At 65.6% G+C, this 26,990-nt stretch carries 20 protein-coding genes; 2 read left to right on the top strand and 18 right to left on the bottom strand.

Annotated features, from left to right (window positions below; all coding sequences use genetic code 11):
- Positions 1 to 16: 16 nt before the first annotated feature.
- The 11 genes from CFB47_RS03910 to CFB47_RS03860 form a co-directional block, all read right to left on the bottom strand.
- Entirely contained in the window at positions 17 to 1,456 is a 1,440-nt protein-coding gene (locus CFB47_RS03910; protein ID WP_009238816.1) for a caspase family protein, read from the bottom strand.
- A gap of 8 nt (positions 1,457 to 1,464) precedes the next feature.
- The gene (locus tag CFB47_RS03905; RefSeq protein WP_256946642.1) at positions 1,465 to 2,076 is read right to left on the bottom strand and encodes a hypothetical protein; all 612 of its coding nucleotides are present in this window, start codon (positions 2,074 to 2,076) and stop codon (positions 1,465 to 1,467) included.
- 22 nt (positions 2,077 to 2,098) lie between these two features.
- Positions 2,099 to 2,779 (bottom strand): RNA polymerase sigma factor, encoded by a 681-nt coding sequence (locus CFB47_RS03900; RefSeq protein WP_009238814.1) that lies wholly within the window; start codon positions 2,777 to 2,779, stop codon positions 2,099 to 2,101.
- 888 nt (positions 2,780 to 3,667) lie between these two features.
- Positions 3,668 to 4,645, bottom strand: a complete 978-nt coding sequence (locus CFB47_RS03895; RefSeq protein ID WP_089460477.1) for a fatty acid desaturase family protein — start codon at positions 4,643 to 4,645, stop codon at positions 3,668 to 3,670.
- A complete protein-coding gene (locus CFB47_RS03890) occupies positions 4,642 to 5,280 on the bottom strand; it encodes a phosphatase PAP2 family protein (protein WP_256946641.1) in 639 nt (212 codons plus the stop codon). Before CFB47_RS03890 ends, CFB47_RS03895 begins: the two co-directional genes overlap by 4 nt.
- Positions 5,256 to 6,413 carry a hypothetical protein gene (locus CFB47_RS03885; protein ID WP_089460476.1) on the bottom strand — a complete coding sequence of 386 codons (1,158 nt, stop codon included), beginning with the start codon at positions 6,411 to 6,413 and terminating at the stop codon, positions 5,256 to 5,258. The genes CFB47_RS03890 and CFB47_RS03885 overlap by 25 nt, the downstream gene beginning before the upstream one ends.
- Positions 6,410 to 7,159: a hypothetical protein gene (locus CFB47_RS03880; protein ID WP_089461342.1), complete on the bottom strand. Its 750-nt coding sequence runs from the start codon at positions 7,157 to 7,159 to the stop codon at positions 6,410 to 6,412. Before CFB47_RS03880 ends, CFB47_RS03885 begins: the two co-directional genes overlap by 4 nt.
- A complete protein-coding gene (locus CFB47_RS03875) occupies positions 7,156 to 8,169 on the bottom strand; it encodes a hypothetical protein (protein ID WP_089460475.1) in 1,014 nt (337 codons plus the stop codon). Before CFB47_RS03875 ends, CFB47_RS03880 begins: the two co-directional genes overlap by 4 nt.
- Positions 8,170 to 8,234: 65 nt before the next feature.
- Complete coding sequence (locus tag CFB47_RS03870) at positions 8,235 to 9,299, bottom strand: glycosyltransferase family 2 protein (RefSeq protein ID WP_089461341.1); 1,065 nt, start codon at positions 9,297 to 9,299, stop codon at positions 8,235 to 8,237.
- A 111-nt stretch (positions 9,300 to 9,410) separates the two neighbouring features.
- Positions 9,411 to 9,854, bottom strand: a complete 444-nt coding sequence (yiaA, locus tag CFB47_RS03865) for an inner membrane protein YiaA (protein WP_089460474.1) — start codon at positions 9,852 to 9,854, stop codon at positions 9,411 to 9,413.
- Between the two features lie 103 nt (positions 9,855 to 9,957).
- A complete protein-coding gene (locus CFB47_RS03860; protein ID WP_089460473.1) occupies positions 9,958 to 10,905 on the bottom strand; it encodes an AraC family transcriptional regulator in 948 nt (315 codons plus the stop codon).
- A gap of 128 nt (positions 10,906 to 11,033) precedes the next feature.
- On the opposite strand from CFB47_RS03860, the gene CFB47_RS03855 reads away from it, so the two are divergent.
- Both CFB47_RS03855 and CFB47_RS03850 read left to right on the top strand, forming a co-directional pair.
- Complete coding sequence (locus CFB47_RS03855; RefSeq protein WP_011351062.1) at positions 11,034 to 11,363, top strand: carboxymuconolactone decarboxylase family protein; 330 nt, start codon at positions 11,034 to 11,036, stop codon at positions 11,361 to 11,363.
- 210 nt (positions 11,364 to 11,573) lie between these two features.
- A complete protein-coding gene (locus CFB47_RS03850) occupies positions 11,574 to 12,407 on the top strand; it encodes a class II glutamine amidotransferase (RefSeq protein ID WP_089460472.1) in 834 nt (277 codons plus the stop codon).
- Between the two features lie 24 nt (positions 12,408 to 12,431).
- Here CFB47_RS03850 and CFB47_RS03845 read toward each other — a convergent pair whose 3' ends face one another.
- From CFB47_RS03845 to CFB47_RS03815, 7 genes are all read right to left on the bottom strand, one after another.
- Positions 12,432 to 13,106 carry an N-acetyltransferase gene (locus CFB47_RS03845; RefSeq protein ID WP_089460471.1) on the bottom strand — a complete coding sequence of 225 codons (675 nt, stop codon included), beginning with the start codon at positions 13,104 to 13,106 and terminating at the stop codon, positions 12,432 to 12,434.
- A complete protein-coding gene (locus CFB47_RS03840) occupies positions 13,103 to 14,431 on the bottom strand; it encodes an aminotransferase class I/II-fold pyridoxal phosphate-dependent enzyme (protein WP_089460470.1) in 1,329 nt (442 codons plus the stop codon). Before CFB47_RS03840 ends, CFB47_RS03845 begins: the two co-directional genes overlap by 4 nt.
- Positions 14,432 to 14,495: 64 nt before the next feature.
- Positions 14,496 to 15,413, bottom strand: a complete 918-nt coding sequence (locus tag CFB47_RS03835) for a UDP-3-O-acyl N-acetylglycosamine deacetylase (RefSeq protein WP_089460469.1) — start codon at positions 15,411 to 15,413, stop codon at positions 14,496 to 14,498.
- The gene (locus CFB47_RS03830; protein ID WP_089460468.1) at positions 15,410 to 23,023 is read right to left on the bottom strand and encodes a type I polyketide synthase; all 7,614 of its coding nucleotides are present in this window, start codon (positions 23,021 to 23,023) and stop codon (positions 15,410 to 15,412) included. Before CFB47_RS03830 ends, CFB47_RS03835 begins: the two co-directional genes overlap by 4 nt.
- A 3-nt stretch (positions 23,024 to 23,026) precedes the next feature.
- Positions 23,027 to 24,556: an LTA synthase family protein gene (locus tag CFB47_RS03825; RefSeq protein WP_089460467.1), complete on the bottom strand. Its 1,530-nt coding sequence runs from the start codon at positions 24,554 to 24,556 to the stop codon at positions 23,027 to 23,029.
- Positions 24,553 to 25,344, bottom strand: coding sequence for an SDR family oxidoreductase (locus CFB47_RS03820; RefSeq protein WP_089460466.1), 792 nt, complete (start codon positions 25,342 to 25,344; stop codon positions 24,553 to 24,555). The genes CFB47_RS03825 and CFB47_RS03820 overlap by 4 nt, the downstream gene beginning before the upstream one ends.
- Positions 25,337 to 26,542 carry a capsule biosynthesis protein gene (locus CFB47_RS03815; RefSeq protein ID WP_179258916.1) on the bottom strand — a complete coding sequence of 402 codons (1,206 nt, stop codon included), beginning with the start codon at positions 26,540 to 26,542 and terminating at the stop codon, positions 25,337 to 25,339. The genes CFB47_RS03820 and CFB47_RS03815 overlap by 8 nt, the downstream gene beginning before the upstream one ends.
- Between the last annotated feature and the right edge of the window lie 448 nt (positions 26,543 to 26,990).

Here is a 26,990-nt window from a genome sequence, read left to right as displayed (position 1 = left end):
GCACAATATATTCCCCTTATATTTCATTAATCGGAATTTCAGGATGGGCAATTATGCATTCACGCACCGACATGTCCGCGGGACAAATACCATTTTTTTGCATCTTCATGTTCAGGGGATCACCACCTAACCTGACATACTCATATGTTTCGTCGTTGTAGCGTTTCAAATCGACCGGGTTGGGTTGTTTATCCAGAAGATTCTGTACCCAAAGAAGTTGCCTCGCCGCTCGGTGTGAACCTCCATCCCATGCTTCCCGCAGGAGCGGCTCCGCCTCGACACGGGCCCGGGCAATCTCGGCCGGCGTGTTTTTACCAAGCCAAAGCATTGCAGCCAGATATGTCTTGGCCAAGGGGAACCCCATTTTTGCCGCTTGCTCAAAGCGCCTTTTTGCTTCGACCATGTCCTTAGGCACAATTTTTCCCAAGCCTGAGATCATGCCCAGCTCGGTGATCGCCATGACATCCCCCATCTCAGCCCTTGCGCGCATGGATTTCAATTCCAGCGCGTCCGCATTACGCGCTGATCGCTCGATATCAATGGCCCAATCGTCCAGACGCATCCAGAGCATGTTCTTGCTAAGTGCCGGATCGACCCCACGCCTTTGTTCCATCATCACGCCAACTGAGCCGAATGCCGCCGTTGTAGTATTCCTGTAGCTGACAAAAGTCACGTCACCAACCAAGCTGGCGCTATAACTGGGTATTTGTCGATATTGGGTTACTGTTTGCACGTCGCCAGTGACTTGCTTGAAGAAATTCTCAACGGGCTCGTCTGGCGATAGCGCCTGCAACCTGGATGAAAAGTAGTAAGCATAGGGACTGTTTTTGGGGCCGCCCTGAGTAAACCCATCCTCCGCCGTAGCGCCAGGCTGAGTCGAAAAAGCGATGAGCTCCCCTCCGGCTGGTACCACTTTCGCCAAGGAGCCAGCTTGATCCGCCCCGCGAGTCAAGTTGACCCGGCATGCGTCGAGAACCAGCAGTCGCGCTCGAATCTTGGCGCGATTGAGCGCCATCAAGATGACCTTCATGCTTAATGCGCTTTGCTGAGCCAAACTAATGTTCACGCCGCTCAGTGGCATGCCGAGATCGACGCCAAACAAATAATTGATCCCGTCGATTGCCACGGCATGGCCTGCGTAATACACCAGCGCTAAATCCGCACCTTCGGCCCGACCAGCGAAGTCGTCAACCGCTTTCTCCATCTGTGCTCTGCTTTGATTGATGAGGCTGGTTACTTGGAAACCCCGCTTGCGCAACGCATCCGACACAAGCGCTGCGTCATTCACAGGATTGAGCAAGACGTTGGCCGGAACGCTGTATTTTGCATTGCCTATTACCAATGCGTAGCGGTGCTTGATATCGACAGCATTCGCCGCGTGGACAAGCTGCGCGAAAGTGCTTGCCATCATCAATGCCGCAAGCAGCAACACCTTTTTTAGAAAAAGTCGATACATTGCATACCTCATGGACGAGGACAGACCGCATCAGGCAACTGCGTTGCGGAAGCGACGTCCAGGACTCTGGCCGCGTCATAAAGCGAGGAGCTCCTCGGCGCACTCAGCACAAAACGCCCGTCGTCGTCAGGACCAGAAATCAAATGCACGTTGTATTGCGCAAGCACATCCCTCAGCCGCTTTGCAGTGACGGCATCGGGCAGGGAAATAGACAGCCTCGGACACAAGTTCTCGCCGCCGCGTGTGGCTAAAAGGGTGCTTTCCACGCCGACCGTGCGCCACTGCAAAGCCAGCATGGACATGGCCGCAGCTAGCGCCCATCCCAGCGGGAGCAGGGGGCTAACAGGACCGGGCCAGATCCATTTCCACAATCGCCTCCATACGGAATTATTCGGCCCCGCAAGATGTGATGGTTTAGCGTTCAGGTCCTGGGCAAAGCGTCCCAATACTTGCAGAAAAGCGTTATCGCGCTTGGTCCGCACGGACTCGTTGTATTTCAACTGGCGTGCCTGACCCAGCAAACGCCACTCCTCCAACTCCTGCCGCAATGCTGGGGTTTGAGTCAGTTCAGTTTCGAACGCGCGCCTTCCCGCGCCTTCGCGCTCGCCATTCATGCTCATGAGGTAATCCAGTACACGGTCATCAGACATGATTGGGCACACCTTTACGACCACACTCGACAACCAGTTTGCGCGCAGCGTGCAGGCGGCTTTTGACCGTGGCAACGTTTATGCCTTGCCGCTCTGAAATCACCTCCATCGAGCAATCGTCCAGGAAAAATTCCATGGTCGTGCGCAAGGTTTCGCTCAGTTTGCCCACGCAGTCCAGTAAGCGTTGCAGCATGGTCTTGTGCTCGTAGGCCGCATCCGGGTCGCTGAACAGCGACGTATCCGCCAGATTTTTCAGATTGATGCTGGTAGCAGCACTGTCAGTTGTGTCTTGATCGTCCTCGTCATCAAAGGCGATTTCATTCTTGCCTGCCCTACGCCAGGACTGGATGAGCGCGTTCTTTGCACCCATGTAGAGATAACCACCGAGTTTGCTGTGTGCCAATTCTTCAGCCGACCACCCTTGGGAAGGCTGCCCATCCAAGAATGCCTGGGCAGAGAAGGTCTTGGTCTGCAAAAAATTTACGAGTGCGGTGTTGAACGCGTCAGCCACTATCTCGGAGGAGCTGCGCAGAAACTTGCGGCGCAGCTTCAATGTGATGTGCCGCTCGGCTTCATTACGAAATGCCAAAGCATAGCGAGGATCCCCATGCAGAATTCGGATGAAATCATCGATGTCGCGGATGGCGTGGCGCTTGGGCTGCTGCGTCAGCATTGTTGGTCCATTACAAATTTATTGCAGTCGCACCATTTCTATCTGATACGCCTGCCGATGAATTCTTCTTTGCTGCTTGGCCCCGTGACACGCTGACGACGGAACCGACGGCGTCAGATCCCCCCTGCTATGGCAAGAGCCCTCTACATGCCTCGGCTCATATCTCTATCTATGCACGCGACACAAAAAAGTTCGGTTGTTTTTTTGGCCGCGTTCGAACTACATCGCGGCACGGCCGGGGTTCGCATAGCAAATTTGCCTCGTAACGTCGGTCGATCACGCTCGTGGCCGCTCCCCCGAACTGAAGCTCGTCGAAGCGTCAGCTCAGTCGGACCAGAACACTATACATAACATTTGGTTACAAATGCACAGTCCAACGGACCTGTTGTCCACTGTTTGCCACTGTTGTCCGCTGGTTGGCACTGATCGCAGAGGCCCTACTGGCAAGGCTTTCCTGGCGATACCGCGTTTCAAGGCAAATTCCAGGCTACAAAAACCGCGAATTTAGGCTACGCATAGGCTACAAATGAGGTCGTCATCCTCTTATTTCTTGCCACAGATTGCGGGCAGTAGACGGGATTCGTGTGGTTTGCCAGGACTATTGCCATTTCGCGAAGATGTGCGATCTTGCTGAAAATAGGCGAAATTTGGATTAATATTCCGCGCTTTCTTGGCGTTTTTGGCTGGGCAAGGTGCGCGCTCCGAGCGTCATAGGGGTTGGCGCAGACGCCCGAGGAACGGACTTTTAATCAGAGAGTCGAGGGTTCGAGTCCCTCCCACCCTACCAACTATCTTCGATAGTGCAAATTAAAGCCTCCCAAGCGGAGGCTTTTTTGCGTCTGTCGCATCCGTATCGCGCGCGGCATCCCGGTGATGTCTGCGACACACTCAGCCGCTCCCTCCCGACTCCGCTACCGGACAGCGCACGCTCACGTCGCGCAGCACGCCACCGTATCCCGCGTACAGATTGCCGTCGGGCAGCAACTGCCGCTCGGCAAGCTGCCGATGCACGACCCGCAGGTGATGGAACGGCATCCGCGCGAACAGGTGATGTTCGATATGAAAATGAATCGCGTGCGGGCCGAACAGGAACGTCTGCCACGAACGCCGGACGATCGTGCGCGCGTTGCGGCTCTGGTCGGCACCGGCCGGCAGCCCCGCGTGCTCGAAGATCGCGCGCACCTGCCCGGCGAGCGGCAGCAGCGTGACGGACGGCACGATCCACAACGTGACGTACAGCAGCGGATGTCCAGCCCATGCGAGCGCGCCGAACAGCACACCGTTGCCGGCCAGCATCGACGCGACTTCCCACGCGACATACGCACGCGACTTCCCGACCTTCGGCAACGCATGCGCAAACTCGCCGCGGGCGAGCTTCACGACGCTCGTCACGTAGCCGATCCCGCATGCGTACGCGAGCAGGCGGCCGATCAGCCGCCCGCGCGTCACCGGATAGTCGTGCACGCCGAACAGCAGCGCGACGGGATCGTCCTCCTCCATCGGTGCGCGATGGTGCTTCAGATGGCCGGCACGATACGTGCGCAGCGACAGCCACAGCGGGCCGGCCGCGAACAGTTGGCCCAGCGCGTCGTTGACGCACCGGTTCCGCGCCAGCAAACCGTGTGCGCCTTCGTGCATCATGACCGCGAGCGCAAGCTGGCTGCGCGCGATCACGATCGCGGCCAACGCGTACACGAGCGGATGCGCAAACGCGATCGCCACCGCGAATGCGACGGCAATCATCAGCCAGTCGCCTGCCAACGCCGCACCCACACGTAGCGCGCTCACGCGAAACAGCGCGGGATCGGGCACGAACCGCGCAAGCTCGGCATTCGGCCCGGCCTGATGAACAGGGGCATCCGTCACGCGAGCCTCCCGCGCAGCGAGCGCCGCTCGACCCACAGCGCACTGACCATCGCGAGGGCCACGCCGCCCAGCACATCGACGACCGTATGCTGCTTGAGCGTCAGCGTCGACGCGCAGATCAGCAGGCCGATCGCCACGGTCACGAGCCGTCGCCGGTCCGTCAGCATCCGGCAGGCAATGCACGTCACCGCGACATGCAGGCTCGGAAAACCATTGGCCGCGAGATCGAGCTGCCACATGCGTGCGAGACGGTGACGCACGAACGTGCTGCCGATCTCCGCGACGTTGGGCCGCGGCACAGCTTCGGGAAACAGCACGAAACACGCGACACCGAGCACGAACGCGATCAGCACGGCCTCCTTGAACGCAGCGAACGCAGGCGGCCGCGCATACGCGGCAAGCGCGATCACGAACGGAAAGAAGCCGACATAGACGAACCACGACCATGCGATGAACGGAATCCGCGCATCGATCGACGTGGCAAACACGAAGCGCGGCGTGACGCTGCGCTCCAGCAGAAAGAAGATCGCGAGGCCGGCTGCCATGCCGAACGTCGCGGCCAGCATCTGCCGGATATCGGGCCGGCGATCGTCACGAAACGACAGCGAATTCATCGTGGTGCCGGCGCCTCGCATCGTGTCTCCACATCGGCCACCTTCGCATGCGGCAGCAACGCGAGGAGGCGCGACGTCCATGCGTCGACGCGCGCACGTGCATGCTCGCGGCCGGCGATCGTCCCTGCCCGCGTACCGGGATGGCGCATCAGTTCGGCTGCAGCCTGCCCGACTTCCCGCCGGAACGCGGCCGCGTCGCCGCGCCACGTGACGACGCGATGCACGAGTTGCAGTTGCGCGGCGCGCGCGGCGTTGCTCGCCTGCTCGGGCTGGTCGGACTGCACGAGCAGGATCGGGCGGTGATACACGCGTGCGATCGACAGCGCGGCCATGCCGGGCGCCGACACGATCAGCGGCGCATGGGCGGCGCGCGTCACCCAGTCGGCGTCGACGCCGGTCCAGCCGTCGTGCCCGGCGTAGCCCTCACCCACGCGATGGGCGGCGAGCCCAGCGTCGCGCATGCCGGCCGACAACGCATCGGCGAGCGCGATATCGCGAAAGTGCGGGTTCAGATAAATGGCGGCTGCAGCCGGTTCCGAAGCGGGTTGCCCGGCGACGATCGGCACCGGCGTCGGCAGACGGCAATGCGTGCGCGATCGCCGGACGTCATTGGCGGCATCGTACGCGAAGTCGTGTTCGATGCAGCACCGCGCCGAATCGATCTGCCAGTCGACGATCCGTGCAAATGCACGCGCCAGTGCGCGCGGCAGCCGTGCGTCGAAATTCGCGGTCAAAGCGCGGCGCAGGCTGCCGCCATACACGTGGACGATGCGTCGCCGCCAGCCCGGCAACGCCCCCATGAACAGCAGCGCCGGATGAAACGAGTCGTTGATCACGAGATCGGCATCGCGGACGATCGCACGCAGCCGCACGATGTCTCGCAGCATGCGCGTCGGCCTGAACACGTAGTGCGCGACATTGCGATCGGTCGCGTCGCGCAGCATGTTCTGCCGTTCGTCGAACTGCACCGCGTAGTGACGGGACAGCACGGCCGCGTCGATGTCGAACGCAGCCAGGAACGCCTGCCCCGCATCGGACGTCGTCAGCACGTCGACCTGCGCGCCGGCCGCACGCAACGCATGCACGAGCAGTTGCGCGCGCATCAGGTGGCCGCGTGCGTCGGCCGTCGCGAGATAGACGATGCGCGGCATCATGCGCGCGCACGAAGCGACTGGAACCAGCCGGCCGCGACCATCGCCAGCGCACCCGTCACGCCGAAACCGGCCTCGATCGCGCGGATCTCGTTCAGCAACGCGGCGAGATGCGCCGCCTCGGACGGTGCAACCAGACGGCGCAGCGTGTCCGAACAGAGCCGGACATGCCGCATCTCGTCGGCGAGCACGCGCGAGAGCAGCGGGTACAACGGATGGGCATCGCCGATCGTCGCGCAGTGACGCGCGAGCACGCGCATCGCCATCTGTTCCGCGCACAGGCCCGTCGCATAGGCCGGCACGAGCACGCCTTGCGAGAAATGCGGTGCATGTCGCCGCGCAAGCTGGCGCCATCGCATGATCTTGCGCCGGCTCAACCAGTCGGGCTCATGCGGTGCAGTCGACGGCGCGACGCCACGCTCGCGCAGCGCATCGGTGAACGCCGCGGCGTGACGACGCTCGTCCGCGAGGTGCTGCTCGATCCGCGGTGAAAGCCAGTCCGGCGGCTGTCCGGTCCAGTCCTCGTGCAATGCGCACTCGGTCGCCTCCTCGCCGATCAGGTACATGCGCAGCACCCAGCGCTCGCCATGCACGCTGCGATGCAACCGCCGGATCGCCGCCCGCTTGAGGCGATCGACGAGGTACGCGCGCACCCACGCCGCCCCGCGCGGCACCGGCGCCTCGAGACAATCGAAGCGTGCATCGTGCGCTGCCTGCGGCGACGCCGGCAGTTCGCCTGCCGCGCTCATGCCGGCTCGCCTCGTGCAGACGCGGATTTCGTCGCAGCCGCCGCAGCGCCCGGATCGCGACGCCATCCGAGGATCAGGCCGATGAAACTTTCCTGCATGAACGCGTGCGCGGATGCTGCTGCACCCGCAAATGCTTCCTCGCGACCGTTGACGCGCAGATAGCCATTACCGTCACGCGCACCGAATTCGATCCGGTCGTTCTTCCTGAAGCCGCGCGTGAGCATGTCCTTCACCAGCGCACTGCCGTCCAGGCCGAACAGGAACAGCTCGCGCCGGGCGACCCACACCGGAATGTGATTGCTCAGCGCATCGAAGCGAATCGTCCACGTGCCGGAGGCGAGCGCGCGATCGACGTCGGCATCGTGCGGCGCGTTCGATGCAAAGCTCGCGCGCGCGACCGACTTCGTCAGGCCGCCGACGCCGAGCCCAATCGTGATGTCGTCCGCGAACGGTTGCTTCGGATCGGTCGCGCTCACCTTCACGAGATGCCGCGCGAGACGCGATGCAAGCGACGGATGCGCGAACAGCGCCAGCGTTTCGTCCGGCGTGAGCACGTCACGCTCGCCCTCGCCTTCCTTTACACGCACGCGATACGGATCGATCCGGACTTCGGTGAACGTGCCGTGCACGGGCGCATGGACGTACACGTCGCGGTCCCATTTCGCGCCGTCGCGACGTAGCAGCACGTGCACGCTCAACGGCACGCGCCGGCCTTCGCCGTCAACGCCCGTGCCCTGCAGCAGCACGTCGCCGAGCACGTCCTTCGTGCGGCGCGTCGCATCGCTCGAGAAGACGATCGCGTGCGCATCGGTGTCGATGCTCGCGTGAACGTCCGGCGCATCGAGCGCGACGCGATTGCAGTCCGCGGCGGCCGCGTTCGTAAACGGGCAGCCGCTTTGCGATGCGAAGTGGTAGATCCCGCGCCCCGCGTGATCGACCGGCGCGGCATGGGCGCCAGCGCTGGCGACAAACAAGGCGAGGCAGGCAACACGGGTGGCGAGCGTGGACATGGTCGTGGTCAGGATGGATGCCGGATGTCGGCGTGTCGTGGCCGCGCGTGATGCGCGGCGCCGGTTCAATGACGGTGATAGGACAGCGCTTCAAGATCGCGCCGGGCCGATGCGCGCCCGGCGAGACCGAAACCGCGTGCGAGTGCGCCGAGCGTGTCGACGGCGGACGCCGCGATCGTGACGCCGACGGCCGCGAGATAGCGGACGACGCCAAGCCGCGGCAACTGCTGATGATTCAGCGCGCGCAGGCTGTAGCCGAGCCGCATCGCCATCACGCAGAACGGGCCGAGCGGGCCGCTGCGGCCGAGCCACTGCCAGCCGCGCGGCAGGTACGCTTTCACGAGATACGGTGTCAGGCCGACGCTGTCCTCGCCACGCATCCAGCGCAGCTTCAGCGATTCGCGTTGCGTGTCCGGCAGCCGATGTTCGGTGTGCGCGGCCGGTGCGAACTCGACGGCCACGCCGGCTGCCTGCATCCGCAGCCCCATCACCTGGCAATGTGCGCGATAGACGCCGTCGAGCGGCTCGTAGCGGAATTGCGCGAACACGTCGCGCCGGAACGCGACGTTGTTCGCGTAGAAATTGCGCGTCGCACCGTCACGCAGCGGGCTCGGGAAATACATGAAATCGATCGACGTCAGCGCGACGCCGAGCACGTTCGGCGCATAGCTGGTGCGCCCCGCCACGGCTGCGGGCGCGTCACCGGCTTCGCGCGCGAACGGTGCGAGCAGGTGCTCGAGCCAGTCGTCGGCCGGCCGGCAATCGGCATCGCCGAACACGACGATGTCGCAACGGGCCGCGTCGACGCGGTCGAACCCGTCGTTCTTTGCGTCGTAGTAGCCGGTGCTCGCACCGATCTCGACGAAGTCGATCGGGCGGCCGGCCAGCGCGGCGATCTCGTGGCACGCATCGGCCGGCAGCCCGTCGTGCGTGATGATCCATTGCGCGAGTGCCGCGGGCGGGACGGTCTGCTTCGACAGCGCCGAGACGAGGCGCTTCAGGCTGTCGACGGCCTGCACGAGCCCCGCGCCGCCGCGCAGGTTGTTCGTCTCCAGCACGAACGCTGCCCGCGCCGCCACGGCACGCGCAGCCGCACGGGTATGCCGCGTGGTTTCTGTGAAGTCTGGCATCCGGAATATCTCCATCGTCATGCGCACCGGCATGGATGAAACGAATGGGCGGGGAGCCCGCGACCGTCGTCGCAAAACGGGCGGCCTGAACGGCGCCCGCTTCGCGTGCCGTCACTCCTGGACGGACGGCGCCGATTCGGCGTCGGAATAGCGCGGCTTCGCGTTCTGCAGGTCGCGCGTGTTCTTCTGCACGGCGACCGAGCCGAACAGCGCGAGCACGAACGACATCGCGTAGAAGCCCTTCTCGCTCAACTGCAGCGTCGCGTTGAAGAGGCCGACGACCAGCAGCGCGATCGACAGCAGCAGCGCGATCCAGCTGAGGCCGTAGTAGATGCCGGTGACGGGAATGCCTTCCGCGCGGTCGCGGACGCTCTTCTGCAGCGAGATGGCCGCATAGAGACCGAACACCAGCACGGTGAAGTAGTAGCCCTTCTCGTTGAGCTGCATGCCGGCGTTCCAGAGACCGATCAGGAATGCCGCGAAACCGGCGAGCAGCGCGGCCCACGACGCGGCCACGAACGCGAACGACGGCTGCTGGATGGTGGTCTGGTTCATTGCTTTGCCCTCTCTTTCTTTTTGTTCGAAATCGTTTTTGTTGAACTGCGTTTCGCGCATGGTAGCAGCTTTGGCGCGTGCCACGACAGCGTCGCTTGCAGTCTTACATGCCGCGCTGCGCCCGCCGCCAGCGCCCGGGCGTCGTGCCGAGCACGGCGCGAAACGCCTTGCCGAAGGCGGCCTCGGACTGGTAGCCGACCGCCTGGCCGATTTCCGCCTGCCCGCGCTGCGTATCCTGCAGCAGCGCGCACGCGTGCATCATCCGGATCTGCGCGACGAATGCGCCGACGCTCATCCCGGCCCGCTCGCGGAAATGCCGTGCGTACGTCGCGCGCGACATCGCGGAGGCCTCGCCGAGCGACTCGACCGTCCACGGTTTTTCCGGCGCCTGCAGCACGGCCTGGATCGACGGGCCGAGCCGTGCGTCGGCCGCCAGCGCCAGCCAGCCGGACGGTACGCGCGCCCCCCGCCCGTATGCACGCAACGCGTACGCGAGCAGCGCCTGGCCCAGCGCATTCACGATCGCGCCGGCGCCCGGCTGCCCGTTCGACGCCTCGGTGCGCAGCACGCTCGTCAGCAGTTGCAGCGGCGCGAACCCCGACGCCTCGCGCAACCCGACATGCAGCACGTGCGGCAGCGTGCGCATCAGCAATTCGCCCGCGCCGCGCGCATAGACGAACCGCCCGCACAGCAGGTCCACGCTCGCGCCGCCCGGTTCGGCCGGATCGAGATTCGACTTGACCGGCAACACCGCGCCGCCGCCGGCGCCCTGTTCGCGCAGCGCCGCAGCTGGCCGCGATCGGCCGGCCCCGGCGTCGAGCAGGTCGTGCGCGCCACCCGCGGGCAGCAGCACGAAATCGCCGTCGGCGAGCTGCAGCGTGCGCCCGTCCGCGGTACGCAGCCGGCAAGTTCCAGCCAGCACCAGGTGAAACGCCGCCTCGCCGGACGGCAGCGGGTCGTGCGGCATCGCGAACGGCCCGTCGAGCAGGCAGCGCACGTCGAGCTCGACATGGCTGCGGCCCAGCGACAGGAGTTGACTCAACGCATCCATGAGACGATTGCGCTAAAAATTGACACTCTAGCGTATCGAAACCCTCAGCGCGAGCGATCAGAATAGCCCTGCATCGCCCGAGATCGCGGCACCCGCCGCCTCCTCACCCCTACTCGAAAGGACGCATCATGCTGAACTGGAACGAATACCGGAAGGAACTCTCGACGCGCATCGGCGAGATCGCCAAGCTGTCGCCCGATACGCTGGCCGGCTACAAGGCGCTGTCAGGCGCCGGCGCCAAGACGGGCCATCTCGACGCGAAGACGCGCGAACTGATCGCGCTCGCGGTCGCCGTCACGACGCGCTGCGACGGCTGTATCGCCGTGCACACCGCGGAAGCGGCCAAGCATGGCGCGACAAAGGAGGAAGTGGCGGAAGCGCTCGGCGTCGCGATTGCGCTGAACGCGGGTGCGGCGCTCGTCTATTCGGCGCGTGTGATGGACGCGCTCGGCGAGTGAACCTGACGGCCGCGGCGCCGCCGTCAGGGGGGCGCCCGGCCGCATCGGCTGCATGGCCGCGGGGTTGCGTATCGCGTATCCGTGCAGGCAACCGATGTATGAAGATTGGCCAGCCTACCTGCCCGAATGACTGGCCGCGTGCGCCCGGGCACGGATGCGCCGCGAAGTCGGCTACCATGCTGCGAACGATCCATCGTGAAGGAGCGCTCCATGTGCCGCTGGCTCGCCTATACGGGTAATCCGATTCATCTCGAGACCGTCCTGTTCCGCGCGAAGCATTCGCTGATCGACCAGAGCCTGCATTCGGAGCTGGGGGCGACGACCACCAACGGCGACGGCTTCGGCATCGGTTGGTACGGGCGCCCCGACGAACTCCCGTTCCGCTACCGCTCCGTGCATCCCGCATGGAACGACCGCAACCTGCGCGAAGCCGCGCGCGCGATCCGCTCGCGGATGTTCATCGCGCACATCCGTGCGGCCACCGACACCCCCGTGCAGGAAACCAACTGCCACCCGTTCCGCCACGGCCGCTGGCTGTTCGCGCACAACGGGCTGATCCGCGATTTCCACAAGCTCCGCCGCGACCTGACGATGAAGGTCGATCCCGCGCTGTTCCCGACGCTCGAAGGCTCGACCGACTCCGAACTGATGTTCCGCCTCGCGCTGACCTACGGCCTCGAGCAGACGCCGCTGCCGGCGCTCGAGCGGATGGTCGGCGTGGTCGAGGAAAGCGCCGCGCGGCATCGCGTGGCCGACCCGCTCAACATGACGATCTGCGCGACCGACGGCGAACGGATCATTGCAGTGCGCTATTCGAGCGAACGGCAATCGCGCTCGCTGTTCCACAGCACGTCGTTCAAACACCTGCACGAACTGTATCCGCACAACCCGCGCATCGCCGAAGCCGGCGACGACGCGTTCATGATCGTGTCCGAGCCGCTCGTCGACTTGCGGGGCGCGTGGGAGGAAGTACCGGAGAGCACGGCGATCGTCGCGCAGGGGGCCGATGTGCAGCAGCGGCCGTTCGGGCCGCGGCACAAGTAGCGCAACGGGCTGTCATTCGCGCCGTCAGGCGCGGCGCGACAGCCGCATCCGGATCGAATCGAGTTCGGCCGGCAACCGGCGCGAACGGGCACGCGGCCGCGGCAGCGCGGTGAATCCGAGCCGTTCGTACAGCGCGCGGGCCCGCACGTTGCGGGTCAGCACGTCGAGCACGACGTCGCGGCTGCCGTCGGCGGGCAATGCGCCGGTGTCCAGCGCATCGCGAAACAGTGCGCTGAAGATCCCCGTGCCGCGCTGTCGCTCGTCGGTCGCGCAATGCGCGACGAGGATCTGCGAACGCTTCGGTGCCGGAATTTCCGTTTCGAGGATCAGCCCGCGCAACAACTGGCCGATCGTGCGGCGCACGCCGAAGAAGCGCGCCAGTGCCCACACGACATGCACATCGTCGAACATTGTCTGCTGCCCGTCGTGGATCGCCATCACGGCGAGCACGGTGCCGTCGTCGGCGACTGCGACGCGATGCCGGCGCCACGAGAATCGCCCGTAACGCGACCGGAACGCCTGCTGCAGAAACGCGATGCAGCGTGCATCGCTTTCACCGAGAAAGAACCCGAATTCAGCCACGCCGGACGCAAACACGAGCGGCGCGCATGCCGCCGCGTCGCCCGCATTCGCCGCGCGAAACCGCACGCGCTCACCGGCGCGCGGCACCGCCTGCGCGAACGCGCCGGCCAGCGTCATGCGCTGCGCCCCGCGAGACGCGACAACACGGCGACCGTTCGGCTGATCTGCTCCGGCTCGTGCGTCGAGCAGATGAAGAAGCGCAGTCGCGCGGCCTTTTCCTCGACGGCCGGATAGAATATCGGCTGCACGTTGATCCCTTCGTCGAACATCGCATTGGCCCATTGCGCGGCCTTCAGCGAGCTCCCCGTGATCACCGGCACGACCGCGAACCCGGCGCTCGTGCCCGTGTTCAACCCGGCGGCGCGCGCCTCGGTCAGGAACTGCTGCCCGCGCGCCTGCAGTTGCGCGACGCGCTCCGGCTCGGCCTGCAGGCGCTCGAGCGCGGCCAGCGACGCTTCGGCGAGCGTCGGCGCGAGCCCGACGCTGTACAGGAAACCCGGCGCCAGGTGACGCAGCATGTCGACCAGCGGCTGGCAGCCGGCGATGAAGCCGCCGCAGCCCGCCAGCGTCTTGCTCATCGTGCCCATCCACATGTCGACCTGGTCGGGCGCGACGCCGCAGTGCTCGCGGATGCCCTTGCCGGTCGCGCCGAGCACGCCGAGCGAATGCGCCTCGTCGACCAGCAGGAATGCGCCGTGCCGCGTCTTCACGTCGACGAAGCGCTGCAGGTCGGGGAAATCGCCGTCCATGCTGTACAGCCCTTCGATCGCGATCAGTACGTGCCGGTATTCGCGGCGTACGCGCGACAGCAGTTCGTCGAGCGCCTGCCAGTCGTTGTGCGCGAAACTCAGCCGCTTCGCACCGCTCAGCTGCGCGCCCTGCACGATGCTGTTGTGCGCGAGCGAATCGTGGACGACCAGATCGCCGGGGCCGAACAGCGCACCGATCACGGTCACGTTCGTCGCATGGCCGCTCACGAACGCGACACAGTCGTCGGTCTCGTAGAACGCGGCCAGCGCGCGCTCGAGATCGCGCTGCACCGGACGCTCGCCCGCGACCATCCGGCTTGCGGAGGCCGACGTGCCGTAACGGTCGATCGCGGCTTTCGCGCGCGACGACACGGCCGGATCGCCGGCCAGGCCGAGGTAGTTGTAGTTCGCGAAGTTCAGGTACTCGCGGCCGCCGATCTGCGTCGTCGCACCGGCCACGCCTTCATGCACGCGGAAAAACGGCGAGTCGACGCGCAGCTTCTCGCCCATCTCGCGCATGATCCGGACCTGCTGATACTGCGGCATCGATTCGAAGCGGCTGCGCGCCGATGCGGTCTGCGCGGCCAGCGTGCCCGGCACGCCCGGTGCCGCAGCCGCATCCGTTGCGCGCTCCAGTTGCCGCTTCAGCGCTTTCGCCGCCAGTTGCTGGCGAAGATGCTCTCCCAGTGCCATTGCTTCCTTCGCTATATCTCGAAAAGGCGCTATGTTACGCCGCGCATCATGAAAAAGCGTGGTGTCACGCGTCGGGAAACTCGGCCCACTGCCATGCGTCCGGTTGGGCCAGCAACGCATCGACCAGCCGGAAATTCATCTCGTGGCTCGGCCGCAGTGCGCTCACGCGCGCCAGCAGCGGCGCGCCGGCCAGCGCGAGATCGCCGACCAGGTCGAGCACGCGATGCCGGACGAACTCCTCCGGCAGCCGCATCCCGCCCAGCACGCGATTGCCGACGATGGACGCCGTGCATGACGGCCGCGCGCCGCGCAGGATCGGCACGCCGCGCAAATAACCAGCGACGATCGCGGGCACGGCCCACTTCACGCGGCCATACGAGCGCGACGGTGCGATTTCGGTCGCGAATGCGGCCGGCGTCAGCGCCCCATCCCAGTGCATGTCGCCGAAGCCACGCAGGTCGTTGCGCACGCTCAGTTCGTAACGCGGCGCCGGTTCGATCCGCATTTCGCGCCGCTGGTCACCCTCGCCATCCGTGACGACGACGGGCCGCAGCACGCGGATGAAGCGTTTCGGCGCATCGAGCGCGACACGGCCGCACGCGCGGATGGCGTCCACCCACGGCGCGGCGCTGCCATCGAGAATCGGCACTTCTTCCGCGTCGATCTCGACGATCGCATGATCGATCTCGCATGCAAGCAGCGACGCGAGCAGATGCTCGATCGTGCGAACGCCGACGCCGTCGGCATTGCGCAGCATCGTGCACAGCGGCTGCGCGCGGCGCAGCGCGGGATCGACCGGCAGCGTCGCAAGCGTGCGCCCCTGCGCGACGCGACGGAACGCGATGCCCGTCACGCCCTCTTCCGGACGTCCGGGCAGGATCCGCACGCCCACCCGGCGCCCCGTGTGTAGCCCGTGACCGTCGATCGTCAGCGGCCGTGCCAGCGTGCCCTGCCGCGTCGCCCACCCGGACGGCGCGCTCATCGCGCGACCTCCAGCGTCGGCGACGCCTGCCGCGCATCGAGCATCGCGCGCGCTTCGCCGTCAATCGCATGCTTCGCCGCGAGCGCCGCGACGGCCTCCTGCGCGGCATCCGTCGCGGAACCGGCATCCGCATCGGTCGACGCGCCGATCGAATCGACGATACGGCCGGCCAGCGTCGTCACCGAAGCACCCTCGGCAATCGCCATCACCGACAGCTTGACCTCGAACGCTTCCTCGACCGCGAGGCCGAGTTCCATCCCCATCAGCGAATCCATGCCCATGTCGAGCACCGACTTGTCGAGCGCGATGCGGTCCGGCGTCATGTGCAAAATCCGCGCGATCTGCGCCTGCAGCGTCCGCGCCACCAGCGCGATCGCTTCGTCGCGCGGCAGCGCCAGCACTTCTTCCCGCAACTGCGTGCCGCCGTCGCGCGCATCGCCGCCGCTCGCGTGCGACTGCAGCAGCGAATACCGGCGCGCCTTCGCGGCCGGCATCCCGCGCGCTACCGCGTGCCAGTCGAGCCGGACCACGGCCTCGCCGGCCGCGCCCGCGACCAGCGTGCGTTCGAGCGCGACCATCGCCTCGTCGGACGTGATCGACGCACCGCCGATCCGCGACTGCAGCGCCTCGCGCGTATCCGCGTGGCGCGCGAGGAAGCCGACGTCCTCGAGCGGCCCCCAGGCCATGAACGTGCCCGGCAATCCGGCCGCGCGACGATGTTCGACGAGCGCCTCGAGGAAGGTGTTGGCCGCGACGTAGTTCGACTGCCCCGGATTGCCGAGATAGGTCGTCGCCGACGAATAGACCACGAACAGGTCGAGCGGCAAGGCGCGCGTCGCGCGATGCAGGTTCCACGCGCCAGCCACCTTCGGTGCGAGCACCGCGGCCATGCGCGCATCGTCGAGATTGCGCACGAGGCCATCGTCGATCGACATCGCGGAATGCAGCACGCCCTTGAGCGGGCTGCCGCGCCGGACGATCGCCTCGATCATCGCGTCGACCGCCGCGGCGTCGGTCACATCGCACGACACGACATCGACCGTGACGCCGAGCGTCGTGCGCCAGCGCTCGACTTCCTCGCGTGCGGCAGCAGCGAGCTCGCCGGAACGGCTCGCCAGCGTCAGCCGGCGTGCGCCGCGCTCGACCATCCAGCGCGCGCTCGCGAAACCGAGCCCGCCCGTGCCGCCGACCACCAGGTACGTGCCATGCGGATCGAGCGCAAGCGAACCCGCGCGCGTGACGCCGCGCGTCGGGGCCGGCGTGCCGGACGGATAGGTCACGAGCACCTTGCCGATCTGGCGCGCCTGCTGCATGTAGCGGAACGCATCTTCCGCCCGTTCGGCCGGAAACGCGCGATACGGCAGCGGATGCAGCACGCCTGCCTCGAACAGCGCCATCACTTCGCCGAACAGGCGCGCGGTCAGCTCCGGCAACGCCCCCATCAGCTGGTCGGCGTCGATGCCGAAATAGCTGATGTTGTTGCGGAACGGCCGCAGCCCGATATGGCTGTTTTCGTAGAAGTCGCGCTTGCCGAGCTCGAGGAAACGACCGAACGGTCGCAGCGTATCGATGCTGCGCACCATTGCTTCACCGGCGAGCGAATTCAGCACGATGTCGATGCCCTGGCCGCCCGTCAGCGCACGAATCTCGTCCGCGAACGCGAGGCTGCGCGAATCGAGCACGTGGTCGGCGCCGAGCAGGCGCACGAACTCGCGCTTCTCGTCGCTGCCGGCCGTCGCGAATACTTCCGCGCCGAAGTGGCGCGCGAGCTGGATCGCGGCGATCCCGACCCCACCCGCGCCGCCGTGCACGAGCACGCGCTCGCCGCGACGCAGGCGCGCGAGTTCGACGAGTGCGTAGTACGCGGTGAAGAACGTGGTCGGCACGGTCGCCGCTTCCTCGAACGACAGCCGCTCGGGTTTCAGTGCGATTGCTTGCGCGCGCGTCCTGACGCGCGTCGCGAACGAAGCCGGCGCGAAGCCGAGCATCGCATCGCCCGGCGCGAATGCCGTCACGGCGTTGCCCACCCGCACGACGCGGCCGGACAGTTCCATCCCGATCGTCGCGCCCGCGAAGCCGGTCTCGACCGCTTCATCGGACAAGAGCCCCATCGCATACATCACGTCGCGGAAATTGAGGCCGGTGGCAACGGGCTCGATTTCCACCTCGTCGTCGCCCAGCGGGCTTTCCGGCAACGCGAACCATTCGAGATTACGCAACGAGCCCGGTGCGTCGAACGCGAGCACGGCCGCACGCGCGATCGCGCCATCGTTGCGGGCCGCGGCCTGCGCGGCCGTCAGCATGCGCGGCACCTGCCGCCCGTGTGCGCCCAGGACGACTTCTTCCTCGACCGCTGCGCCGGTCAGCTCGCGAATCAGCACGTCGGGGATCCGGTCCGCCGCCCGATCGACGTCGATCAGGCGGCACGCGAGTTCGGGATGCTCGTTCGCCAGCACGCGACCGAGGCCCCACAGCGTGGCCTGTTCCGGATGCGCATTCGCGGTCCCGGCGAACGGCGCGCCGCCGCGCGTGACGACGGTCAGCCGCGTGGCCGCGTTCGGCTGCGCACCGAGCGTGCGAACGAGTTCCGCCAGAGCGATCACGCCGTTACGCTGCGCGGCCATCAGGTCATCGCCCGTCGCCGATTCGGCGAGCGGCGTTTCCGGCGCGCAGAATACGACATGCGCCGGCCGGCCGGCCGGCAACGACGCGATCGCATCGGCCGCGTGCGTGACGTCGACGATATCGGCCGGATAGCCCGCGCGCGCCAGTGCATCGGCCAGCCGCCCGCCGAAACTGCCGGCGGCATCCGGTGCGTGCACGACGAGCCATTGCTCGCTGCGTGCAAGCGTATCGAGATCGCTCTGATCCTCGCCGCGTTGCGCGACCACGGCGCTCGCGGGGTTGTGCGCGACGACGAACGTCGGCGTGCCGTCCAGATCGAGCGATTGCTCGACGTGCCGCACGACGTCGACGAAGCCCGCGCGTTCGAGCGCCGCATCGAGATCAGCCGGCGCCAGCGGCGCGGGCGCATCGGCTTCCGTCGACGAAGCCTGCGCGCCGAATACGATGTCGGAGAAACGGCCGCGACGCGACTCGGCCAGCAGCAGCAATCCGCCCGGCGCCAGCCACGACCGCATTGCCTTCAGCGCGTCGGCCACATCGTGCCGGCCGCTCAACGCGCGGTTCGCGACGATCAGGTCGTAAGGGCCGGCTTCGTCGGCCGCCAGCGACAACCGCTCGCCCGACTGCAACGCAACCGTGCGCACCGCCGCTTCCGCATCGGCGTCGAACCCGGCCAGTTGGCCGGCAGTCGCGGCGATCGTGTGATCGCAACGTGCGGCCGCGAGATGCATGCCGAGCGTCTGCAGCACGTCGCCGTCCGTCGCGCCCAGCTCGAGCACGCGCAACCGGCGTGCCGGCTGCCATGCGTCCACGGCCTGCTCGACGCTCGCGGCCAGCAACGCATGCACGTGCTGCCACGTCGGCGATGCGGCCAGGAGTTGTTCGACCAGGCTGTGCCCGGTCGGCGACAGCAAACGGGCGCCGTCCTTCGCGCCATTCAGCACGTCCGGCAACGCCGCGCCGCAATGCGCGAGCAGCGTCAGCTCGGCCACGTGCCCCGGCGATTCGGCCAGCAGCCCGCGCCACAGCTCGTCGATCGGCGGCAACGCCGCGCACGCCGCGTCGTCGCGCACGAGCAGCGCGCCGTCGCGATGAGCGAGGCCGTCCTCGACCAGCATGTCGGCAAGACGTTCGGCCAGTGCCTCACGCCCGGCCGCCGGCTGCCAGGTGCCGGCGAATGCGCCGAGCGCATCGAACGCGCGAAGCGCGTAGAGGCTCGCCAGCACGTCGAGCAGCGGCAGGATTTCGGTCAGATGCTGCGTCCGGCGGCCGTCGTGCCCGGCCGCATCGAGCCGCGCGGCTGCATGCGCGAGCAACGCGCCGGGGGCCGGCAAACCAGCTGCATCGACGTCACCCGGCAGCGGCACTTCTTCCAGGCGGTAGACGAAGCGCGCGGGCAGGTTCTGCCGGCGGCCGACGAGGTCGACGCGCCGGAACCGGCATGCGCCGAGCCGCGCGACGATCGCGCCGCGCGCGTCGAGGAATTCGAAATGCGCGACGATCGAATGCGGGCTGTGCCGGTCGATCCGCACGAGCACCCGCTCGACCGTGTCGCCGCGCAGATAATCGACCCGGCCGATCTGCACCGGCACGTAAGCCGGATGCTCGCCTTCGCGCGCGTGCGCCGCAAGGAGTGCGAACAGCGGATGAAACCCGCTGTCCATCAGCGCCGGATGCAGCAGATAGGCGGACAACGCCCGCGCATCGCCGCATGCGGCCGGCACGGCGACGTCGGCCAGCGCCGCGCCATCGTCCGCGGCGACCCGCACGGTGCGGACCCAGCGGAATGCCGGCCCGTAGCTGAGGCCGATGGCCGCCGTGTTTGCATACAGCGTGTCGCCGTCGGCGGCGGGCAACGCAAGCAGGCGATCGAGCGCGTCGGACGGCACGACGCTCGCCTCGCCGAGCGTGTTGCCGCTTTCCAGCATCCGCCCCGTCACGTTCAGCGTCCATGCCCCGTCGGACATCCGGTCGCGCGTCTCGATCGTGAAGGTCGCGGTACGCGGCTCGATCACGAGCCTGAACAGCTTTGCTTGCTGCGGCTGGAATACCACCGGCGTGCGGATCTCGACGTTTTCGAGCGCCGCATCCGGCGTATCGAAGAAGGTGCGTGCCGCGGCAAGCGCCATTTCCACGTAGCCCGCCCCAGGGAACGCCACGCCGCCGTCGACGACGTGATCGGCCAGCATCGGCAGCTTCGCCGGATCGAGCTGGTTTTCCCACGCGAATGCGTGCTCGTGCAGGCGGTAGCCGAGCAGCGGATGCTCGCGACGACGGTTGACGAGGCCGTAGCCTTCGACGGTCGGCGTCAGCCAGAAATGGTCGCGCTGCCACGGATAAGACGGCAATGCAGCACGCGATTCGCCCGGCGCGAAGCGGTCGGGATCGACGCTCGCACCGTGCGCGATCGCCGCGAGAATCGCTTGCCGCAGCGTCGCCGCGCTGCCGTGATCGCGCTTGAGCGTCGGCAGCGCCACGCCGGTCGCGCCGGCGGCCGAGAATGCCTGCTTCACGTACGTGCGCAGGATCGAATGCGGCGAGACCTCGACGAACAGCCGGACGCCCTGCTCGATCAGATGCGTGATGCCGTCGCCGAAGCGCACCGGCTCGCGAATGTTGCGCCACCAGTAGCGGGCATCGAGCTCGGTGCCGGCCAGCGCGCCACCGGTCACGGTCGACACGAACGTGCCGTTGCCCGGCTGCGGCCTCAGGCTCGCCAGTTCGGCCAGCACGACCGGCTCGATGCGGTCCATGTGGCTGCTGTGGAACGCGTAGTCGAGATCCAGCATCTGGAAGAACTTGCCGCTGCCGCGCAGCGCCGCCTCCAGCGCCTGCAAGCCCTGCAGCTCGCCCGCGAGCGTCACCGCGTCGGGGCTGTTGATGCCTGCGATCTCGACGCGCCGCGCCAGCCCGTGGCGCGCGATCAGTTCGCGCGCCGCCGCGTCGCCGATGCCGACGGCCGCCATCCGGCCGCTGCCGCGTGTTATCGCCTGTGCGCGGCTGCGGATCTTGATTACGCGAACCGCGTCGGCGAGCGACAGCGCGCCCGTCACCCACGCCGCGGCAATCTCGCCGACGCTATGGCCGATCGCCGCGTCGTAACGCATCCCGCGCGCGTCGATCACGCGAATCATGCCGACCTGGATCGCGAACAGCAGCGGCTGCGCGTTCTCCGTCGCGGCGAGCCATTCGGCGCCCGCGCCGGCCAGCCATTCCGCGCTCGGGCCGCCGCGCATCACGTCGACGAGCGACGGGCTGCCATCGGCGCACCACAGCGAATCGACTTCGTCGAGCGCCGCGCGGAACACGGCGTTCTCCGCATAGAGTTCGTTGCCCATCCCGACCCACTGGCAGCCGTTGCCCGAGAAGACGAGCGCGGTGCGGACCGCTTCGGCCGGCGCCTGACCGGTTGCCACGCAGGCCGGCAGCCCTTCCGCTGCCGGCTGAGCCAGTGCCGCAAGCGCGGCGCGGCCTTCGGCTTGGTCGGCCGGGGCAACGATTGCGCGATGTTCCAGCCACTGGCGCCGACGGACGGCCGCGGCGGCCAGCGCCTGCCAGTCGCCACCGTTGTCGAGCATCGCCAGATAGCGGCCCGCGAGCGCGCCGAGCGCATTCGCGCTGCGCGCGGTCAGGACGAGCGGAGACAGTTGCGCGTGCATCGGCTCGGGCGCGGCCGTGGATGCCTCGTTTGCAGCCGGCGCCTCCGTCAGCACGACGTGTGCGTTCGTTCCGCCGAAGCCGAACGAATTGACGCCGATCGTCAGCGGCGCGTCACCCGCGTCGAGCGGCATGTAGCGATCGACGACGCGCAGACGCCCGCCGTTGAAATCGATCCCGGGATTAGGCGTGACGAAGTGCAGCGAGCGCGGCACCGCGCGATGCTTCAGGCACAGCACGGCCTTCAGCAAGCCGGCCATGCCGGATGCCGTTTCGAGATGGCCGATATTGGTCTTGACCGAACCGATCAGCAGCGGACGATCCGCCGGGCGCTCGCCCGACACGACGTCGATCAGCGCACGCGCCTCGATCGGATCGCCGACCGCCGTGCCGGTGCCGTGCGCTTCGAGATAGGCCAGCGATTGCGGGTCGATGCCCGCGCGCGCGTAGACGCTGCGCAGCAGCGACGCCTGTGCGGCCGCGCCCGGCACGCTGATGCCGCCCGGCGTGTGGCCGACCGAGTTCACGCCGGAGCCGGCGATCACCGCGTGGATCGTGTCGCCGTCGGCGAGCGCGCGATCGAGCGGCTTGAGCAGCACGAACGCGCCGCCTTCCGAGCGGACATAGCCGTCGCCGCTTGCATCGAACGTGCGGCAACGGCCGCGCGGCGACAGCATCGACGCCTTGGAGAAGCTGACGAAACCGAACGGGTGCAGCAGCAGGTTGACGCCGCCCGCGAGCGCCACGTCGGCTTCGCCGGACTGCAGCGCCTTGACGGCCTGATGGAGTGCGACGAGCGACGACGAGCAGGCCGTGTCGACGGACATGCTTGGGCCGCGCAGGTCGAACAGGTAGGACACGCGGTTCGACGCGATGCTCAGGGTGTTGCCGGTCGCCGAATATGGATCGATCACGTTCAGATCGTCCATGTTGCGGTTGCCGTAATCCATGCTGGCGGCACCGACGAAGACGCCGCAGTTGCTGCCGCGCATGTCGGCCGGGCGCACGCCCGCGTCCTCGAACGCTTCCCATGCGAGTTCGAGCAGCAGGCGCTGCTGGGGGTCCATCTGGGCCGCTTCGCGCGGGGAAATGCCGAAGAACGCGGCATCGAAGCCGGCGACGTTGTCGAGCACGCCGGCAGAGAACGTGTAGCTCTTACCCGGTTCGCGCTTGGACGGGTGCTGGTAGAAATCGGTGCCGAAGCGGTCGGCGGGGATTTCGGTGACGGCGTCGCGTTCGTCGCGCAGCAGTTGCCAGAAGTCGCCGAGATTGTTCGCGCTTCCGGGAAACCGACAAGCCACCCCAATTATTGCAATCTTGCTGTTCATCTTTTATGTCGCTTTCTCGGATGCGCACGGCTGTTCCGTACGATTTCCGTCATCTTGTACCACATGCAGCAGCGCCGCCCCAAGCTCTTCGGCTGCCAAATTCCGGCATTCGGGAGCATCTGTGCCGTAATTTCGCCAAATGAAGTAGTCGCTGGTTTGTGGGGAAACACCCAGCTTTTCGAATACGTGAGGTAACGCGGGAACGTGGTCGCCGTAAAAACAAACGACTGTTTCACGATCGCTGGCGCGCAAATGATCGAGCAAGCGGCCGATCATTGCGTCGGCGTTTTCAATATGGCGAAGGTATGCAGTCAGGTCGCGCCAGGAAGTGCCCTCGCCCAGAGTATGCCTTGAAGACGATTCCCCAGGCAAAACCTGCTCCAGGTGCAGCGGGCCGTGATTTTCCATCGTCATCGCGAACACGAATTGCGGCTTGTCGCGTGCAACTTCCAGTTCGGCAAGCACGCCGTCCAGCACGGCGGCGTCGGAGATATACGGGCCCGCTCGCGGCGCATCGGCGAAGTGTTCTATATCGAGAAACTTGTCGAATCCGAGCAACGGGAATACGCGGTTACGCCCAAAGAAATCAGCGTAGTACGGATGAATCGCAACCGTGTTGTAACCAGCCAGTCCGAACCGCCGTGCAATCGATGCGCACGTGCGACGCACAAAAGCATAGGGATAAAAGCGCGCGTAGCCCAGCTGTTCATAGGCCAGACCGGTCAGCATCGCAAATTCGGTGCGCATCGTGTTTGCGCCCCACGCCGGCACCGAAAGCTCGCCGTAACAGACCGCCTCGTTCCTTGCCCGATCGAAATGGGAAAGCACGGCGGGGGTGATCGCTGGTGAAATACGTCGTACATCGAACAGCGATTCACTCTGGATCACGATGACGTCAGGGCCCAGCGCCGGCGTGCCGGTCGCGAACGGTCCCGCTTCGACCGCGCGCCGGAACGCTTCGAACGTCGCAGGCCGCATGCCATTCAGCAAGTATGCGATGAATACTGCGAAAAAACCGTGACGGCGCTGATCTTCCTCTGCGTCGAGCACTAATGGCAGGCGAGCTGCAATGTATCGCGCCAGTAAGAATGTGAACGCAACCACGACCGCCAGCGCGAGCACCGGACGCGGCGTGACGGGCGCCTCGGCGAGATAGCCGGCGACGACCAGTACGATCCCTACGCCGATCGCAACTATCTTGCCGGCGCTCAGGAACGGCAGATAGAGCCGCGGATGCGAGAACAACTGGCAGAAGAGGCTGAGGTCGGTAAAAACGAACGGCTCGCGCAGGGATTCATATTTTGCGTTGCTCACGACCGCAACGAGCCCGACCAGCGCAACCGCGACGGACGACGAGAAGATTGGACGCGCAGTGACGAGCAACATCAGCGACGCAAGGAACACGACCGAAAGCACATGCAAAAGCAGCGCATCGGCGCGACGCCGCAATGGCGCGCGCGGAACTGCGATCCGGTCCGGCAGAAACGAAGCGCCGGCCGCAACGGCGAACGCGAGCCAGATTGCGCCCGTCAATTTACATCTTCCTTGCCGGGCAAATACGAAAGCTTGTCGAGGATCGCATCGGCCAACGTGATGGGCAGCACAGTCAGGATGCGCATGCCGAATGCAAGCAGACTGGGGAACGCGATTTCCGCACGTCCGATATCGAGCTTTCTGCGAATATATGCGGCAGCCTGATCAGCAGTCCACATGAAAGGCTTGTCACCCGGAAACACGTCGCTCATCGACGTTTTGACGAAGCCGGGAAGAATGACCGAGACACTGACACCATCGCGCTTCAGAAGAGGACGGACGGAATCGGCGTAAGCCTTGATCGCCGATTTGCTCGCGCAGTATGCGGGCGATATAGCCATGCCGCGAAGGGCCGCCAGAGAGCTGACTGCGGCAATGCGGCCATGCTTGCGGATGCGCATGCGTTCGACAATCGGGAGGATGGTGTGCATCGCACCATAGAAATTCGTGTCGACGACGGTGGTGATACGGTCGAGATCTTCCCAGTCTGATGCGGAGGACAGCGTACTCGCGACGCCGGCGTTGGCGATGAGGAGGTCGATCGGATACTGATCGTCGAAGCGATGCAGCCAGGCGCGAATCGGACCGGGCTCCCGGACGTCGACGATACCGACGATCACGGTTGCACCGCGCTCCCTGCAAGCCGCGGCAGTCGATTCGAGCAGCGCCTCGTTCCGGCCAGCGATGCCGAGTACGACACCAGGCTGCGCGTATGCGAGCGCAAGAGCGCGACCGATACCCGAGCTCGCGCCGGTGACAACGACGTGCCGAACCGACGCCTTAGCCATCCGCACGCTCTAGCCGGGCGACCGCGCCGGCAATGGCCATCGCAATACCGGTTCGGGTGTAGAAATCGCCGTTGATCTGGGTGTGATGCATCACGTAGTCGAGGAACGCGTGATAGAGATCCATATCTGGCGGCACGCCTTCAAGCCAAAAATCATCGAGATCACCCTGCCAGGTCAGGCCGCTGAAATTGTAAATAGCCGAGCCAAGTGCAACCAGCGGCCGCTTGTGATGCAGCGCGGACAAGCCGACCGTGCTGTTGATCACCACGACCCCGCGCGCATGTTCAAGCAATGTCGGAAGATGGCCGGCATCGATGAAACGAATCCGATTCTCCATGCCTGCGGCACGCGCAATTTTAAGCGAAAAATTCCGATACTCGATCAGCCCGGTATCCAGTGGGTGATTTTTGATCACCAACAGCGCATCCTGCGGCGCATATCGCGCGAAAGATTCCAAAACATGGCTGATCGCTGCTCGAATTCCATCGAAAGACGAATGCACGACGATTTGCGCATCCGAATTCAATTGGAGCGGAAACAGGTAGTAAGTCCGTCCGCTGTCGAGCAACTCGCGCGTAACGATCTCTGCTTCGCGTCGATGTTTGCGCTGCAGAAGCATCCGAACGGCCAACCCTGAGTATTCGAAGAAGCCGTTTTTCGGCCGGTGGCTGCGATACTTCGGGAACCGGGGCCAGCACACCGTGTTCGCAAAACGATACGTGATGTCGTGGAAAGCACGCTCGTACAGGTTGTAGCCCGTGGCCTCCCACTGCTTGGCGGGGGGCGTTACGCTGCGTTGCTGCAGATACCATGCGGGGTCGCGCGGCAGTAACGAGCGCCCGTTGACACCGTGACTCTCCAACGTGATCCAGTGCGGTCGAACGTAGCCTTCCTCGAACACATGGACACGCAGGCCGTGCGCGGTCGAGACGGCCAGCATCTCGCGATGGATGTCGCGGCAGTCGCCGAACATGATGACGTCGGTGATTCCCTCCCGCCGCACGATATCGTCATACCATTGCGGCAAACCCTCGATCCCGCCGCTGTAATTTAGAACGGTCCCTACTCCACCATACAGCAAGTCGCCACCGCAAAAATTGACGCGGTAGACGGCAAATCCCCTGCTCCGTAGTGCACGCGAGAGTCGATAGAAAAAAAGCGAGGCAGTGCCTTGCAGCACGAGAAACGAGCGCGGCATCTAGGTAATTGGATGGAAGCCAGAGGAAACACGAACTTTTTCGTGATGCTTTCGAAGGATTCGTGTAATGAACGTGGCCTTACGCACCAGATTCGACGGGTGAATGAGGCAGTAGCGAGCACCGGAGGAGTGGAGGATACCGCATTGCATTGCAAATGCGAAATGTCCGGCGTCGTCAAAAAAACGACATATGCCGTCGCGAAAACTGCTTCGCTCAACTGGAAGCCGCCCACATTTTTGCGGGCGAACTTGCTGGACGACGGGCTGATATCCAAATTGGCCTCGCCACCAAGCGCTCCTTGCAGCCCCACGTATCATACGCGTCGCATGCTCGCGCCCTCGCCCGTTCACGAGGCTGACTTGAGAATCCAAGCTGCCACGATAGCGACTCGAGCCAGGCGATGGTGCCGTAAAGTCCCGGGGCACTTCGTCATCCCAACGCTCGGAC

The organism is Burkholderia sp. AU27893, assembly GCF_002223205.1.
Taxonomy (GTDB): Bacteria; Pseudomonadota; Gammaproteobacteria; order Burkholderiales; family Burkholderiaceae; genus Burkholderia.
This window is presented reverse-complemented; position numbering and strand designations above follow the sequence as displayed.